At 72.0% G+C, this 16,225-nt stretch carries 11 protein-coding genes and 1 pseudogene; 7 read left to right on the plus strand and 5 right to left on the minus strand.

The genetic code is table 11. The features are described from left to right. Positions 1 to 194 precede the first annotated feature (194 nt). The 5 genes and pseudogenes from PFX91_RS21745 (at position 195) to PFX91_RS21765 (ending at position 4,608) form a co-directional block, all read left to right on the plus strand. Positions 195 to 1,505, plus strand: a complete 1,311-nt coding sequence (locus PFX91_RS21745) for a DUF2786 domain-containing protein (protein WP_285734754.1) — start codon at positions 195 to 197, stop codon at positions 1,503 to 1,505. A 348-nt stretch (positions 1,506 to 1,853) separates the two neighbouring features. Beyond that, positions 1,854 to 2,124: pseudogene (locus tag PFX91_RS21750) on the plus strand (metallopeptidase family protein). 86 nt (positions 2,125 to 2,210) lie between these two features. Then, on the plus strand, positions 2,211 to 3,374 hold the full coding sequence (locus tag PFX91_RS21755) for a DedA family protein (protein WP_285734755.1): 1,164 nt from the start codon (positions 2,211 to 2,213) through the stop codon (positions 3,372 to 3,374). Continuing rightward, positions 3,352 to 3,606: a phosphatase PAP2 family protein gene (locus tag PFX91_RS21760; RefSeq protein ID WP_285734757.1), complete on the plus strand. Its 255-nt coding sequence runs from the start codon at positions 3,352 to 3,354 to the stop codon at positions 3,604 to 3,606. Before PFX91_RS21755 ends, PFX91_RS21760 begins: the two co-directional genes overlap by 23 nt. Before the next feature lie 498 nt (positions 3,607 to 4,104). Beyond that, positions 4,105 to 4,608: a hypothetical protein gene (locus tag PFX91_RS21765; protein ID WP_285734759.1), complete on the plus strand. Its 504-nt coding sequence runs from the start codon at positions 4,105 to 4,107 to the stop codon at positions 4,606 to 4,608. 227 nt (positions 4,609 to 4,835) lie between these two features. Here the strand turns inward: PFX91_RS21765 and PFX91_RS21770 are convergent, their stop codons facing one another. Both PFX91_RS21770 and PFX91_RS21775 read right to left on the minus strand, forming a co-directional pair. Beyond that, complete coding sequence (locus PFX91_RS21770; RefSeq protein WP_502888353.1) at positions 4,836 to 5,291, minus strand: GNAT family N-acetyltransferase; 456 nt, start codon at positions 5,289 to 5,291, stop codon at positions 4,836 to 4,838. A 169-nt stretch (positions 5,292 to 5,460) separates the two neighbouring features. After that, positions 5,461 to 6,291: a hypothetical protein gene (locus tag PFX91_RS21775; RefSeq protein ID WP_285734763.1), complete on the minus strand. Its 831-nt coding sequence runs from the start codon at positions 6,289 to 6,291 to the stop codon at positions 5,461 to 5,463. Between the two features lie 191 nt (positions 6,292 to 6,482). On the opposite strand from PFX91_RS21775, the gene PFX91_RS21780 reads away from it, so the two are divergent. Both PFX91_RS21780 and PFX91_RS21785 read left to right on the plus strand, forming a co-directional pair. After that, on the plus strand, positions 6,483 to 7,676 hold the full coding sequence (locus tag PFX91_RS21780) for a hypothetical protein (protein WP_285734764.1): 1,194 nt from the start codon (positions 6,483 to 6,485) through the stop codon (positions 7,674 to 7,676). 288 nt (positions 7,677 to 7,964) lie between these two features. After that, on the plus strand, positions 7,965 to 8,702 hold the full coding sequence (locus PFX91_RS21785; protein ID WP_285734766.1) for an SDR family NAD(P)-dependent oxidoreductase: 738 nt from the start codon (positions 7,965 to 7,967) through the stop codon (positions 8,700 to 8,702). Positions 8,703 to 8,810: 108 nt separating this feature from the next. Here PFX91_RS21785 and PFX91_RS21790 read toward each other — a convergent pair whose 3' ends face one another. The 3 genes from PFX91_RS21790 to PFX91_RS21800 are packed head-to-tail and all read right to left on the minus strand — an operon-like array spanning position 8,811 to position 16,029. Beyond that, positions 8,811 to 13,067 (minus strand): TIGR02680 family protein, encoded by a 4,257-nt coding sequence (locus PFX91_RS21790; protein WP_285734768.1) that lies wholly within the window; start codon positions 13,065 to 13,067, stop codon positions 8,811 to 8,813. Continuing rightward, on the minus strand, positions 13,067 to 14,500 hold the full coding sequence (locus PFX91_RS21795; RefSeq protein WP_285734770.1) for a DUF2398 family protein: 1,434 nt from the start codon (positions 14,498 to 14,500) through the stop codon (positions 13,067 to 13,069). Before PFX91_RS21795 ends, PFX91_RS21790 begins: the two co-directional genes overlap by 1 nt. Further along, positions 14,500 to 16,029, minus strand: coding sequence for a TIGR02677 family protein (locus tag PFX91_RS21800; RefSeq protein ID WP_285734772.1), 1,530 nt, complete (start codon positions 16,027 to 16,029; stop codon positions 14,500 to 14,502). Before PFX91_RS21800 ends, PFX91_RS21795 begins: the two co-directional genes overlap by 1 nt. Positions 16,030 to 16,225 lie beyond the last annotated feature (196 nt).

The following is a 16,225-nucleotide window of genomic DNA, read 5'->3' on the forward strand; positions in this document are numbered from 1 at the left end:
CCGGAGTCGGGCGCGCCTGCGCGATCCATCGGTGGCCGGCTCCGACCAGGGGCGTCGTCGCCCGTACTCTACTGAGTCCCCTTCCCATCCCGGGGAAGGGGTCGGAGCGCCTCCTGTTCGACCCCGTGCCGCGCCGCCGGCGCCGGTCGATAGGATGATCCGCCGGTTCCATGCGTCCGACCGAGGAGGGTCACGTGGGCAGGAAGGGTCGCGGCCGACAGCGACGGGCCGGTGGTCGCGCCTTCGGCCACACCGGTGAGGCCTGGGCCGGCCCCGCACCCGGCGACTCCCCCGCACAGGTGGTGTCCGGAGCCGTCGACGCACTGGTGCTGGAGCGTGAGGGCAGCGGTGTGGACCTGGCCGCGGCGCGCCTGGCCGACACCGAGGAGCCCGCGTGGGCCCAGGCCGCCGAGCGAGCGCTCGTCACCGCCCTGCTGGGCGCGGTGGCCTCGGCCTGGACGCGCGGATGGCAGCCGGCCGAGACGGTCCGCCAGGCGGACCGGGCGCTGGGCCCGGTGGCGGCGTCGGTGTGCGCGGACACGGTGACGGCCGATCTGACCCGCCACTCCTCCGACACGGTGGACCCTCGGTGGACCGCGCAGGTGCGCGCTCTGGGGGCCTCGTCCGACTGGGGTGGTCGCGGCGACTATCTGGCGCACCTGGGCGCCGAACACGGGCTGCTGCGCTTCGAGGTGGTGGAGACGACCCTGCGGCTCCTGGCCGCTCTGCGCGTGCTGCCGCCGATGCACCGCCTGTGCCCACCACCGGGCGCGTTCCGCCCCGACCGGGAGGGGCCACCACGTGCGACCACGCGGGTGGACCAGGCCAGACTGGCCCGGGTGCGCGCCTTGCTGGCCAAGGCCGAGTCCACGGAGTTCCCCCGGGAGGCGGAGGCGTTGAGCGCCCGCGCGCAGGAGTTGATGGCCCGGCACAGCATCGACCGGGCGCTGCTGACCGAGGAACAGGGACGCTCCTCGAAGGCGACCGCCGGTCGACGCCTGGCGGTGGACGCCCCCTACGACGAGCACAAGGCACTGCTCCTGCACGAGGTGGCCGAGGCCAACCACTGCCGGGCCGTGTGGGACCGGGACCTGGGGCTGTCCACGGTGATGGGCTTTCCCGGCGACGTGGACGCCGTGGAGTTGATGTTCACCTCGCTGCTGGTCCAGGCCGAAACGGCGATGCGGGCCGGCGGTTCGGCCCGGGACCGCTCCGGAAGGGCGGCGGGGCGTGACTTCCGTTCCTCGTTCATGTCGGCCTTCGCGGTGCGGGTGGGCGAACGCCTGGCCGAGTCGGCGCGCACGGCGACGCGGGCCGCCGCGGCCGAGATCGGGACCGACCTGGTGCCGGTGTTCGCCGCACGTGAGCGCGAGGTGGAGGAGGCCGTCGCCGAGGCGTTCGGTGAGCTGACCTCCTCCCGGCTGCGCGGTCCCTCCGACGCGGACGGCTGGTACGAGGGCAGGGCGGCGGCCGACGCCGCGTCCCTGGGGCCGGCGGAACGCTGATCCGAAGATCCTCGGGCGCAGGCTCCCCGACCGGTCCTGCTCGGGGTGGCACCGTCAGGCCTCGACAGTGCCACCGGAGTCACCGTCATCGGGTGACCACACGAGGCAGCCTCCTCCGCCGCCCGGCGTTCCATCGGTGAAGGCGTCCACGCCCTGCGGCAGGCGGGCGACCCGTACGTCGCACCGCCCCGCACGGTCACGGCCGCTCACGGCCGGGCGCGCCCCCTCCACCACGAGGGCTCTTCACGGAGGTGATGACGCATGGACACCGACACGATGGACCTTGACGCGTTCGAGCACCTGGTGGGCAGAGCCTTCGCCGCGCTCCCCGAGTGGGTGCAGCGTTCCATGGCCGATGTCGCCCTGCTCGTCGACGACCGGCCACCCTCGCACGAACCCGGACGGCTGCTGTTGGGTCGCTTCGTGGGTGTGCCCCGCACACGGCGCGGCCGACGCGTACCGGGAAGCCTTCCCGACCGTATCGAGCTCTACCGAGTACCGATTCTCCGTGTGTCGCTCTCGGGAGGAGGTGGAGAAGAGGGTGACCATGGTCCTGCGGCACGAGATCGGACACGCGTTGGGCATCAGCGAGGCACGACTGCGAGAGTTGGGTTACTGACGTCTCCGCCTCCTCCTTTCCGTCACTGCTGCCAGGGGCGCGTTGTCGGGAGGTCCCTGTCACCGGCCAGGAGAGGGGGCACACGGGTGGGGGGTTGGGAACAGTGGTTCCTGGCCGTGCCGACCGGCGTGGTCTACCTCGTCGCCTTCGCTCTTCCCTTCGCCGAGGCGGCGGTCTTCGCCGGGCTCGTCGTGCCCGGTGAGACCGGGCTGCTACTCGCCGGTGTCGTGGCGGGGCTGGGCCATGCGGACCCTTTCGTGGTGGGGGTTTGCGGGATCGCCGGAGCGGTGGCCGGGGACTCCGTCGGTTTCGAGATCGGACGCCGTCTGGGGCCACGCTTGACCACCGGTCGACTCGGCCGTGTGATCGGCCCCGCCCGCTGGGAGCGGGCGGAGGGTTTCGTGCGGCGTTACGGCGCCCACGCGGTGTTCCTCGGCCGGTGGGTGGGGTTCGCGCGTGCCCTGGTGCCCGCCCTCGCAGGGGCCACAGGCCTGGGCTACCGGCGATTCGTCATCTGGAACGCCTTGAGCGGGGCGGTGTGGGCGAGCACCATCACTCTGGTCGGCTACCTCGCGGGAGACTCCTGGCAGCGCGTAGAGCGTGTCCTCGGCGAGGCGGTCCTCCTGGTGGTGCTCGTCGGAGCGGCGGCCCTGGTCACGGTGATCGTCGCCCGCTGGATCGCCCGTCACCCCGAACGCGTGCGCGCCTGGGCCTCGCGTCAGGCCGATCGCCGGGGTGTCCGGAGGGTGCTCGCACGCTACGACCGGCAGGTGCGGTGGTTGGCCCGCAGGTTCGAGCCTCGCACCGTTCTGGGGCTGGAGTTGACCATGGGCGTGGTCCTGGTCGTGGCGGCGGGCTGGTTCTTCGGCGCGGTGTTGCAGGACGTGATCGTCGGCGAGGAGGCCGTGCGCAGTGATGGACCGGTCCTGCGCTGGTTCGCCGCCCACAGGGCTCCCGAGATCACCACGATGCTGGTGTCCGTGAACCACCTCGCCGGTGTGTGGGGGGGCGGCGGCCCTGGCCGTGATCGGTTCGTTGTCGTCCCGGGCGGGGCTACGCGGTCTGGTGTACGCCGCGAGTGGGTGGGCCGTCGCTGTGGGGATGGGCCTGGCCGTCGCGGCCCTGGTCGGTCGCCCCGGACCCGCGCCGGAGTACGCGGTGGTCGAGGCCTCGTCGCTGGGCGCCTTCCCCGCGGTGGGAGTGGCGTGCACGGCCGCCGTAGTCACCGTGCTGGCCTGGTTGGGCAGTGAGCGTGCGGCGACCTGGGGCCGGGCGGTGGCCTGGTGGACGGCGGCAGTGCTGTGGGGAGGGCTGACCGGTGTCGCGGTGGTGTATCTGGGCGCGGGATGGGCGACGGACGTCCTCGGAGGATGGCTGCTCGGTGGCCTGTCCGCCGTGATCGTGTCGACCCTGGGCCGTACCCGCTCCCGACTCCGTGTCCAGGCCTCTCCCACACCGGGCACGCCTCCCGCCTCGTCCTGAGCGTTCTCATCAAGACGACGCGGAACCGTCACCGTTCGGGCATACGCTCCCCGATGCTTCGAGGAAGGACGGCGCCGCGTCTCCGCACCGGACGAACCAGAACGGGACACGGGAGGTCCGCACCGTGTACGCGAAGGACACGCCCCGGACACCACTCCCACCGAGTACGGGTGGGGGTCTCCGCCCAAGTGCGTCCACGCGCGTCCTGGTGCGACCAGCTCCGTCGCCCCTCTTCGAGGGGCCCGGACGAAGCGGTCGTCCGGGGCTTGCACAATGGAAGGGAGCAGCCCTCGTTCACCCCCGCCGGCACCCGTACGGACCGGTGGGACGACCACGACGCCACCGCCATCACCACCTCACGGGTCGGCCCATGCCGCCCGGGTTCGTGAACGGCCGGCGCATCCTCCACGGGGCCAGAACACACGAGGTGCGTGTCCTCCTGACGTGGGACGGACCCCGAAGCGGGGCCTCCCACCCTTGCGCTGATCTCCAAGGAGCATGGTGAAGAACGACCTCCGTACCCACGTCGCCGTGGGCCACCACGCCGAACGCGCCGTCCCCTGGGCGGTGTTGGCCGCGGTGCCCCTGCTGTGGATTCCGGGCCTGCCCGCGTGGATCCTGGCGCTGGGCTTCGCGCCGATGCACATCGCGATGGCCCTGCACTGGACGACCCACCGGGGAAGGCTGTGCGAGCTGTGCCTGGCCGACATCCCCCTCCAGGGCTCGGCGACCGCTGAGCGTTGGCGTCGTCCCCTCCGTGTCTTCCACTGGGTCCTGGACCATCCGGGAAGGAGCGTGCTGGGCGCCTGCGGAGCGATGGTCGCGCTCGGCCTCGTCTCCGTTCCGGCGGGGGTCTCGGCGTTCTTCGTGCTCATCTCACTGGGGCTGCTGTGGGCCATGAGACACGGCCGTGTCGCCGCCTGGTGCCCGTGGTGCGGACGTGACGAGGGCGACTGGGAGGAGACACCCGTGGCGCCTCCCGCTCCGACGGTGAACGCCTGACCCTCGGTGGTACGGGGGCCCGCCACCTCCCGCCGACGCGGGCGACGGGTCGAGCGCGTCATCGTCATCGGCTCCGGCGGCCGTGGCGGGACACGGTCGAGTCCCCGGCGGGAGGCCGGGGACGCCGGTCTCGGTGGCCTCGGGGCGCTCGGTGACATCGAAGACGCGGGGCCTCGGCCCCGCTCTCCCACCCCGGTGCGAGGTGGGAGTGTCCGGTGTCCGGTCGGTCATTCCTTCAGCGGCAGTTCGTAGACCAGGAGGGTGACGTCGGGCCGTGGGGTCCAGTCCCGTTCGGGGACACGTCTGAAACCGCGGGCGCGGTAGACGTACTGGGCCGAGACCATCTCGGGAAGGGTGGACAGCACCAGCCGGGTGGTCCCCTCCTCACGCGCCCTTTCGATGAGGGCGTTGACCAGGTCTCGGCCCACACCACGGCCCCGGGCCTCCGGGGAGACGGCGAAGGCCCGGATCTCGGCCTCGTCGGCGTTGCGGGCGACCTCGCTCTCCGGTGACCAGGGTTCGAACATGATCGTTCCCAGAAGGCGTTCGCCGTCGACGGCGACCAGAACCTCACCACGACCGTCCGTTCCCAGGTCACGCAGGGTCTCGACGTAGGACGGGTTCACGTCCAACAGGCCGTCGGCCGTATAGGCCATCACTCGCAGTTCGCTGACGGCGTTCATCTCATCAGGAAGTACTCGACGCACGATCATGTACGTCATTCAACATGACGGGGAGGACTCCCACGCCGATTCGCCGCACCACGCAGGGAGTCTAAAACGTCACCGTGAGTGACTTTTTACGTGGGTTCATCCCCGGGCGGCCGGGCAGTGGCCTCGGCCGCCCGAAACATCAGGTTTCCTCGACCGCCTCACACTCGTCCATGTCGCGCACGGACTCCAGGTCGTAGGCGTCCTGGAGGGGACCCCGAGGCTGCTCGCCCCGGGGGAACTCGTCGGGGAAGGCCGGGGTGAAGGTGAACTCCTCCAGGCAGTGCACGGGGGCGGACGCCCGCGACCAGGAGGGCCAGGCCTCCAGTGTGCCGTCGCCCAGATCGTAGAAGGCGACCTCGCCGAAGTGGGAGGTGACCAGGCGCATCGACACCGGCTTCCCCGGTCGGGCGATGGGGTGGACGATGGTGTACTCGGTCACCACCGACAGATAGTCCCAACCCTGGTCGTCGCGGGTCGCCTCCGCCCGCATCAGGCCGTCCACCTTCACCACGTCCCCGATGGGCTCGGCCGTTCCGGGCGAGAGGTTGAAGGGCAGGTGACGGCTGTTCTCCTCCAGGGACTCGTTGCCCAGGTCCTCCAGGTACCACTCCAGGACCCGACCGGAGAGCAGGGAGGTGAACCCGCTGTTGTCCTCGTCGAAGACCGCGTCCTGGTCGAGGTAGACCGCCTCCAGCAGGTCCTGGGTCGTGGCGTAGGCCTGCGCCACCTGTTCCCGGCTGTAGGGTCCGACGGGTTCGGCCTCGGGAACGTCGAAACCCTCCCCGTAGTCCTCGGCCGGGCTCCCGGCGAAGGGGTCGTCCCGGTCGACCTGGTCGTAGGAGCTCATGGGGGTTCCCGTGAGCACGCTGTGGGCGAAGAGGTCCAGTGTGTTCTGGACGGTGGCGCAGCCGGTGAGGGTCAGGGAGAGGAGTACCGCCGCACCGGAGGCAGCGGGGATACGCAGTGACATGGGGGATGCTTTCGTGCTCTAAGAGTTAAATGCGAGATTTGTTCGCTTTGATATTTTCCACCATCGCGAAGCGTTCCGCCTCCGACCAGCCCGCACACCCCTTCGACTATTCGGACCGCGACGAGCTCCGCGTGGGGGCGATTCCTTCGGATGGCCGACACCGACGCGCTTTCATCGCTACGCTCCTGACCATGACGCAGCACACCGCAACCAGCAGGGAAGCCATCCCCGACGAGATCTCCCCGCCCCGTTTCCTCCGTCCCAACGAGGACCTGGCCGCGGCCATGGAGTGCGTGCGCTGCAAGGAGCAGGGCATCAGCGTCCCGCCGGGCGGAGCGCCCGTGAGACTGACCAACGCCGAGGCCAAGAGAGCCAAGAAGGCCAAGAAGCGCGCCCAGGCCGAGGCGCGGTCCAGGCCTCAGGAGAAGATCCCCGCCGACCGCAGACGCCTACCTCGGATGGGTCCGCACCACGCGGAGTTCTTCCGTCGACTGTGGGAGCGCACGGCGTCGGAGGGAGCGGGCACCGACCCCGACAGTCGCCTGCTCGCGCTCACCTTCGCCCTACGCGGAGCGCTGAGGGGCCAGGCCAACTTCACCGCCCAGGACCTGCGCGTGCTACGTCTGGAGGACGCCCGTGCGTCGTTGGTGGCCCTGACGGAGCCGGGGTGGCTGGAGACCACGCCCGAGAGGGTGATGGAGGCCGACGCCGCCGACCCCGCGCTGTGCGACCTGCCCAGTCTGTCGGGCAGCCCGTGGAAGGTCGGCAACGGGGTGCGGTCGCGGGCCTCGGGGTGGTTCATGCGCACCCTGGCACACAAGAAGATGCGCAAGAAACCCAACCGTCTCAGGCTGGTGGCCGCCTACCTGGCCCTGCATTCCGAGCCCGACGGTCGGATCCGCGTGCGCGCCGACGAGATCGTCCGCTCCTGTGCCCTGTCGGGCACCGCGGAGCTGGCGGAGCTGCTCACCTGGTCGACGGAGATCTCCTGGATCGAGGGCCTGAGCGCGGAGAACGGCGTCATGGGCGCCTCCCTGACCGAGGTCACCCTGCCACTGGCCTACGTGCCCCTGCCTCCCCCCACCCCGCCGCGCACCGCGCCGGCCTCCACGCCATTGGAGGTACCCGTGGCGGAGCGGGCCCGTGACCTGGTCGTGGGTCGGGAGGAGCGGATAGCGCGCTGGGTGGAGGACTACCGCGCCGAGCACGGACACGGCCCCAGTTGGTCGGTGCTCGGCAGGGCCTTCGGCTGGCCTCCGCGCCAGGCACCCGACCACGAGGTCACCGACGAGGTGTTCCGGCTCCTGGCCGAGGGAGGTTGGCTGACCGGTTTCGGCACGCCCTTCGGTCTGCGCCCGGCGAAGGCGACCCACGAGAGCGCCTGACCCCCGGTCCCGCGTCCGGGTCCGGACGCGGGACCGGGACCCGTGCACGCTCGGGGGTCGGCCGAGCCACCGGGTCCGATGAGGGCTCGCACGCGGCCCAAAGGGCGCCGAGGCCGCCAGGACCCCTTCCCCTCGGTCGCACCACGAGCGCCGGAGGACCTCCGTTCTCGGGGCCGCCGACCACCGACCGAGGCGGAACGCGGCGAAGAACGCGGCCTAGACTTCACCCATGCCAGAGCATCCGAGAACCCGCGCCACCGTCCCCGGCACGCTCAGGGGAGGCCGCTCGTGAGCAGGAACGTCCTGGTCACCGGCGCCTCCCGGGGGATCGGCAGGGCGATCGCCGTGGCCTTCGCCGAGCGGGGAGAACGCGTCGCCGTCCACTGCTCGTCCCGGCCGCGGGAGGCACGCCGCACCCTGGAACTTCTGTCCGGTGAGGGGCACATCCTGGTGCGTGCCGACCTCGGCGAACCCGACGCGGCGGCCGACCTGGTCGCGCGGGTGGTGGAGCGCATGGGCGGGATCGACGTGGTGGTCAACAACGCCGCGATCAACACCCCGCATCCCCCGGTGACGACCTCCCATGAGCGGTGGCGACGGGCCTGGCGGTCCACCTTCGACGTGAACGTGTTCGCGGCGGCCGACGTCAGCCACCTCGCGGCCCGGAACATGATCGACCGGGGCGTCCGAGGACACATCGTCAACGTCGGTTCCCGAGGCGCCTTCAAGGGGGAACCCGACCATCCCGCCTACGGCGCGAGCAAGGCCGCCCTGCACGCGCTGGGCCAGTCGCTGGCGGTCGCGCTGGCCCCGTACGGTATCGCCGTCGCGTCGGTGGCGCCGGGGTTCGTGGAGACCGAGCGCGTGGCCGATCGGCTCACCGACCAGGTCCGCGCGCAGAGCCCCTTCGGTCGGGTGGCCCGCCCCGAGGAGGTGGCCGCGGCCGTGTGCCATCTGGCCTCACCCGAGGCGGTCTGGTCCTCGGGGGCCGTTCTCGACCTCAACGGCGCCTCCCATCTGCGTTGACGGCCCGACCGGGACTCCTCCGGTGCCGTCAGCGGGTCCTCGTCCCGGCGGCCCCCGCTCCCGGCGCGCGTGTGCGCCGGGAGCGGGGGCCACCGCCCGTCTCCTCGGTCACCGGCGGTCACCGGCCTCCTCCAGCAGCGTTCCCTCCGAGGACAGGGGCGTGAGCCGGCTGGGGGTGATGCCCAGCAGTTCGGCCGCCAGTTCCTCGTTGCCGGCGAATCCGGCGTCGGCGTCGATGGTCTGTGTGCCGTCCCAGAGCATGAGCATCGCCGAGACGGTGTGCGCGCCCTTGTCGTGGTGCATGTCGTAGTGGGCGGCCATGGGGACGCTGTCGTAGTGGACCCACAGATCGTGCCCGGTCATGAACATGTCCAGATCGAAGGTCACCGTCAACCCCATCAACTCGGGCTTGTAGCGGTCGTCGATCCCGGCGAAGGCCTCGTCCAAGGCGACCATCCGCGGGCAGGTGGGCCTGGCGGAGGTGTACAGGGCGTTGGCGGCGGCGAACAGGGGCAGGTGGATCGCCGCGGACTTCTCCCCGCCCGACATCTGCTCGTGCTTGTTCTTGGTGAGCCTGACCTCCTCCTGTCCGGGCACGGCCAGGCGCAACTCGAACCGGTACCAGGTGCGGTAGTCCAGTACCGCCGACAGGATCTGCTTGTAGGTGGCGCGGGGGTGGGCGGCGTGGTGCTCGCCGATCATCCTCCGTAGGACCTCGCGCAACTGCTCCAGCCCCGAGGGCCCCAGGCCGGTGGCGTCGCGTTTGGCCAACCGAGCGGCGGTGGCCTGGTGTTCGGTGAGACGGTCCGAGCGGCTCCACCGGATCCCGATCCGGGTGCCCGAGGACATGGGACGCGACCGGGTGTCCCGGTCCATGCCGGCGACCAGGTCGCGGGCCGCGCGCACGCGTTCGTGGATCTGTTGTGCGATCCCGGTGATCAGTTCGTCCTCCAGCACGCCCCGTTCCTCGTCGGCCAGGAGCGCGCCCTGCTCCTCGACGCGCGTGGAGATGGCGCGGGCGAAGGCGGAGACGGGGTTGCGTCCGGTCTCGTCGTTGACGTACACCGTGATGACGCCGCCGGCGTCCAGGTCGTGGTCGACACGGTAGCCCCCGGCGTCACCGCCCAGGGTGTCCTGAAAGACGCGCAGGGAGCCGGACATCCCGGTGGAGGCGGACTTCAGGTCGCCTTCGGTGACGGTCGACCCGGGGCCGACCGCGGCGGCGAAGGCGTCGAGCACCTCCGCGGCCTGTCCGGGCAGCACGGCGCGCACGGCCGTCCCGGGGTCCTCGGGGTCCGACACCAGGACCTGTTCGGCGGCCCGTTCCGCGGTGGGCCACAGGTGCCGGTCGGGCCAGACGGGTCCGGTGTCCGCTCCGATGATCGCGCGCAGGTCGGCGGGGGTGAGCGCGGCGAGTTCCTCGGCCTGCGCGAACAGCAGGGCCAGGGCGTCGGTGAGCGCCCTGTGCCCGCCCGCCAGTTTCTCGTCGGCACGGATCATGGCCTCGTTGGCGGTCGAGGCCTCCTTCCGAACGCGCTGGTGCTGCGCGCGGGCCCTGTGCAGGTCCTGCCCGACCTGTTCCAACGCGGTCATGAGCTCCTGGACGGGGGCGCTGATGCCTTCCTGTTTGGCGGCCAGTTCGGCCACGGCCCTCTCGTGCTCGCGCACCCGCTCCTCGTGACGCTCCCGGTCCTGCTCCAGCCGGTCCCGCAGGCGTGCGGCGGTCTCCCTGCGGCCGTCCAGGTCCGCGGTGCGCCGTTCGGCCTCGGTACGCGCACCGTGCAGGGCACGCGCGGCCTGTAGGAAGTCATCCACGGCTCGGGCGACGGCGTCCACGGCCTCGGGCCGGACGGGCATGGCGCGTTCCTCGGCCACCGTGCGCACCTGGTGGCGGTGGGCGTCCACCTCGGCGACCGCGGCGTCCAGTTCACGTCGCCGCTCCTCGCTCTCCACCCGTGCCGACGCCAGGAGGGCGGAACGTTCGGCGACGCGGCGCACGGCCAGGTCGATGGACGTGGTCGCGGGCAGGGCTCCTCGTGCCCGGGTGAACGCCTCCAGGAGTTCGGTGGCCCGGTCGAGCTGTTCGGTGGTCTGCTCGCGTTGACGTGTGAGTGCGCCCAGGCGTGTGTCGCAGGCCTCCAGGCGTTCGCGGCGGCGCTGGGCGCGGTTGGTGGCGCCGATGAACTCGGGGGCGGCCTTGGGCCTGGCTCCCACGAGGATCCCCTGGGCGAATCGGGCCCCGATGGTGACCGTGTGCGCGCCCCTCACCGGTTCCCCGTCTCCGGTGTGGTGCGCGGAGCGGTCAAGGCGTACCGAGGCCAGGACGCGGGCGATGACGTGTTCGGGGACCAGGTCCTGGTGTTCGGGGACCAGCACGTCGGCCAGGGTCGGGCCCTGGTCGACGACGGTGGCCGGAGAGGCCAGCAGGTAGGCGTCGGCCTCACCGTCGGCGAGAGCGGCGCGAGTGGTCTCCTCGTCGGGGTGGACCCAGGCGGTGAGCAGGCCCGCGCCGTACAGGGCTCCCTCCACGGCGGCGGCCTCGGCCTCCTCGATCCCGTCGGCGAAGCGGACCAGTCGCCACAACGGGGCGCCGGGGCGGTCCCGACGCGAGGCGGTGCGCAGGTCGTCGGTGGGCGGGGCGTCGTCGCGTTCGGCGGCGATGTCCCGACGTTCACGGTGCGCGAGTTCGATCTCGGAGTCGATCCGGTCCCGCCGGGTCCGCAGGGCGTGCACGTGCGTGGAGGTGTCCAGGCGCTTGGGGTCGGTGTACTCGCCGTAGACCTCCGTCAGGGCGGGGGTCCCCGGTTCGCCGACCCCTTCCAGGGCCCGGCCCAGTGCCTCGACACAGTCGGCGTCGGCGATCGGCGCCGGACCCTGGGCCCAGTGGCCCGCCCACACGGTGAGGGCCTCGGCCGCCTCGCGCCGGGCCTCGGCCAGTTCGTCGCAGGCCTGCTCGCACTTCCTCTCGTGGTCGCCGAACCCGTCCTCGGCCCGGGACGCGGCCCGCTCGGCGATGCCGCGCGCGTTCTCGGCCCGGGCCAGGCCGTCCAGGCGCTCGCGTACCGCGGCCACGTCGTCGTGACGCGCGGTCGCGCGTGCCTGGGCCGTCCGGGGCAGGTCCTCGCCCGTGTCGAGCGGTCCCTCCCCATCGTGGACGAGTCCGGCCTGTTCACCGCTGCGGTCCAGCTCCGCGGCCAGCTCCTCCATGCGCGCCCGCGCGTGTTCGAGGTCGGCGGCGACCTGGTCGGCCTCCCGTTCCAGGGCGACGATCTCCCCGGCCTGCTCGTCCAGCCGCTCCCGCTGTTCGGTCAGGACGCGGGCGGTCTCGGCGTTGTGGGCGCGTTCGATCTCCAGGGCGGCGTGGCTGCGGAAGGCCTCGTGCGCCTCCAGTCCGCTCTTACGCGCCACCAGGCGTTGGATCCGCGCGTCCAACGCCTCGGCCTCCTTGGTGGCCTCGGCGTGCGCCAGGACGGCCTGTTCGCGGGTGCGGCGGGCCTCCGTGATGGCGCGGGCCTGTTCCGCCGCCTGGTCGGCGGCGGTGCGCACGCGGGACAGGCGGTGGCGGGCGTGGACGGTGAGATAGGAGGCGTACTCCTCCAGGAAGGTCGTGGTCGCGGTGTGCGCGGCGGCGGCCTGGTCGAAGCGGCGCTGCACGGCCGCCAGGTTGGTGAAGTCGCGGGCGGCCTGGTCGAGGAGTTCCTCGTCCAGAGGGCTCAGTCCACTGGTGAGGGTCTCGGAGACCTTCTCGGGGTCCAGGTCCTTGGCCAGGAGGGGGCGGCGCAACGCCAGCAGGAGATCGAGCAGTTGGACGTAGCGCTCCCCCAGCCCGAACAGGCGGGCGTCGACCGCGCGCCGGTAGTCGGCGGCGGTGGAATGGTGGGCGTCCTCGCCCAGGGCCTCCTTGAGCCGGCGCTCGGTGAGCGGACGGCCGTCGGCCGCCAGCAGGCCGAAGTCCACACCCAGGCGTCGGTCGGTGACGAAGAAGGAGGGGACGACGCCGTCGCGGTGGCGGTGCGCGCGCAGTCCGATGACGAGGGTGACCGTCTCCACGTTCCCCGGCCCTCGTTCCGATCCGGACGCGGGACGGGCGAACTCCATCCACACGTATCCGTACTCGGTGTCCTGGCCCCGGTAGAGGAGGTTGGACTTCATGGTGCGGTTCTGGCCGCTGAAGGGGTCCAGCCGGCGGGCGTCGGTGTACCCGTCGAGGATGAACGGGAAGAGCACCTCCAGGGCCTTGGTCTTGCCCGAGCCGTTGTGTCCACGCAGCACCAGACGCCCGTCGGCGAACACGAACTCCTCGTCGACGTAGTCCCAGATGTTGATCACGCCTGCTCGGCTGGGCCGGAATCGGTCCCTGGACATCAGTTTCCCTTCGAGGGGGCGGGGGCGGCTGTGGTGGCGGGGGCGGAGGGCCGCCCTTCGGCGGCCGGTGCGGACTCCTCCAGTCCCAGGGGCAACTGCCCGTCGTCGGCGCGTTCGGGTAGGGCGCCCTGGAGGTTGCGGTAGCGCAGGGCGGCGGGGAGGACGAGCGCGCCGCCGGGGACCGGGCGGATCAGGGAGAGCTCGGCGAGCAGGTCCAGTGCGGCGTCCAGCAGGCCGTAGGGGTCCTGTTGCCAGGCGCCGCCGAAGGAGGAGGCGCCGAACTCGGCGAAGAGCTCGTGGATCATGCCCTCCCACCGGGCTCGCTCCACCAGGGGCGCCTCGGGCGGCGTGGGACTCTCCCCGCCTCGCACGGGTGTCTCCACGGCCTGGACGAGTGCGTCCACGACCCCCTCGCGGGGCAGGCCCGCGTCCACGCTGCGCACGAGTGCGGCCTGGTCGGCGGCGCGGGTGGGGACGGGCAGGAAGGTCAGCGCGGCCAGGGAGGTCTCCAACAGGTCGGCCGTCTTGGCCAGCAGCAGTCCCGCGGTGCGGTTGACCGCTCCTCCCCTGCCGGGGAAGGGCCGGTCGGTGAAGGTGCCCGCGGGGTCGGCCAACAGCACGCCCTCGGCCCTGCGTTCGACCTTGAGCCCGGTGGCGCGGGTCAGGTCCTCGATCACCCTCCGGTCGCGCAGGACGGCGGCGACCTCGGGTTCGACGTCGCCGTAGTAGACCACCGGCTGTTCCACCAGCAGACGCCTGGCCCGGCGGGCCACCTGCTCGCGCGGGGAGGCGTCGGTGAGGGGGTCGGCGAGCAGTCCGGCGACGCTGTCCAGGTGCTGGACCGGCCGGGCGGGGCGGAAGAGCACCTCGCACACCTCGTGGTCGATGTCGAACAGGGCGTCCCCCTGTCCTCCCCCCGAGGCCCATGCCTCCAGGGAGCCGTCCGACAGGTGCAGGGCGCCACGGTCCAGCAACCAGTGGGCGACGTCGACCAGCGCCGCTTTGTGCGCGCCGTCGGTGGGGTCGTAGCCCAGCCCCTCGATCGCGTTGGCCATGGGGACGAGACGGTCGACCAGGTCGGCGAGGCTGATCTCGATCTGTGAGCGCTGGAAGGCGGCCGGCAGCAGGCACAGGTAGGCGAGTCTGCGCCGGTCGAAGGGTCGGCCCCTGCGCGCGAAGATCTGACGCTGGGTGGGGTCCAGGATGTCGAGTTCGCGGACCAGACGCACGTGGTCGGTGGTGGCGATCAGCGTGTGGCCGAAGAGCCGTTCCAGGTCGTTGGCCAACTCGTCGGCCCATTCCAGTACCTGTCGCAGCACGCCGGCGCGCGGGCGTGTGGCGGTGATGAGGTCACAGGTCAGCACCCGGCGCATGGCCTGCTGGTAGGAGCCCAGGTCGGCGGGGGCGATCGTGCGGGCGAAGAGTCGCGGCATCAGGGGTTCTTCGTTCGGGGTCGGTGACCGCTGACCTCCAGGCGCAGGCCCGGCAGGTGGAGACGGCCGTGGCTGGTACGGACGGTGCTGCCCGCGGGGTCGGGGACCAGACGGACCATGGTGCCGTCGCCCGTGGCGGAGGCCGAGGACAGGCGTCCGGCGACGACGGTACGGCCCTCCAGGGCACGGGTGACCAGGCGCAGCAGGACGCGGGTGTCGGCCTCGTCCAGGACGCGGCCGTGGGCGCCTTGGTCGATGAGACGATCCGCGGCCCGGCGTTCGGCCGCCCGGTCCGCGGCCTGGGCCCCGCGCAGGCGCGCCTGCGCGCCGGGGTTGCGCCGCACCGGCCTGGGCACCCCCGCGGTGGGCGTGCTCCCGCTGCGGAACAGGGTGACCGACACCTCCACCCCCGGGGCGTCCCACCAGGTCATGGTCGGCGAGATCTGTTCGTCGTCATCGTGGGCCGCGCCCAGGTGACGGGCGGAGCGCACGTTGAAGGCGGCGCCCATCAACGCGTGCGCGGCGCCGTCGTCGGGTGTGTCGAACACCCAGGCGGCCAGGTGCCGCAGTTGGGTGGAGCGGTTGATGCCCCCGCGTTGGGCCTCGGTGATCTGGCGCAGCAGCGCGATGACCCCCGAGACGGCCGAGCGGGTGGCGGCGTGCAGTTCGGCGGCGCGGGTGGGGACGGCGTCGTCGGAGACGAACCAGGCGCGCAGGGCCTGCCAGCGGCGGCGCCAGTCCGCCAGGCGTTCCTCACGGCCCATGAACAGACGTTCGTCGCTCTCGCAGGCGCGGGAGAGCAGTGTGGCCAGTCCGGTCTCCTCCACCTCGCGCACGGCCCGGTCCAGGCGGGGCAGGTAGCGGTCGAGTTCGGCCATGAAGTCGCTCATGTGCACCAGCAGAGCGTTCTTGTGCCGCAGGAACACGTCCGGTGAGGCGTCGGTGGAGCGCAGGATCTCACCGAGGGTGACGTGGAACTGGGCGGAGCGGCGCCCCATGTCCTCCATGACCGAGTCCAGGCGCGAGAGCCGACGGTAGACCTGTTCGTCCCGTCCCGTGCGGTTGGCCTCGGCCAGCGCCCGCAGGTCGTCCAGGACCTCGGAGAAGACCAGACGGGAGAGGTTGACGTCCTCGATGCGGGCGCCCAGCAGGTTCTCGACCGCCTGGTAGGCCCAGTAGCCGAGTTCGCTGAACTGGTACACCGACTGGCGGTTGCGGTAGCGAGCGAGGTTCCCCGCCCGTGAGGCGTCGTCGAAGCGGTGCACGACGCGGTCGGCGTGGAGTTCGTCCAGACGGTCACGCAGACCCCGGCCGACGACGGGCGCCTCGGGATGGGCCGTGGCGAGCTCGCGTAGTGCGGCGGCGACGTCGTCGGGGGCGACCTGGACCTGGTGGACCTCGCGCAACCGGTCCATGGCCCGCAGGATCCACAGGTAGGTGACGTGGTCGTCGCGCCTGGTGAAGTTGAACAGCCGGAAGCGGTCGCTGACCGCCGGGGAGTCCATGTCCAGGGCTCTGCGTTCGACCACGGGCCGACCCTTCCGGTTGTGCTGTACGCGTGCTGTGGCGGGCGCCGCGCGGCGCCCGCCACGGCGGACACCACAGGTGACCGCAAGGACGTCACACCCGTTCTTCCCGGGCCCGCTCCGGGACGGACGCGCCTGGCACCGACGTACGTTCACTGGTTCCGCCGGGGCCGACCGTGCCGGTCCGCGGCCGACGCGC

It is taken from the genome of Nocardiopsis sp. ATB16-24 (assembly GCF_030271535.1).
Taxonomy (GTDB): Bacteria; Actinomycetota; Actinomycetes; order Streptosporangiales; family Streptosporangiaceae; genus Nocardiopsis.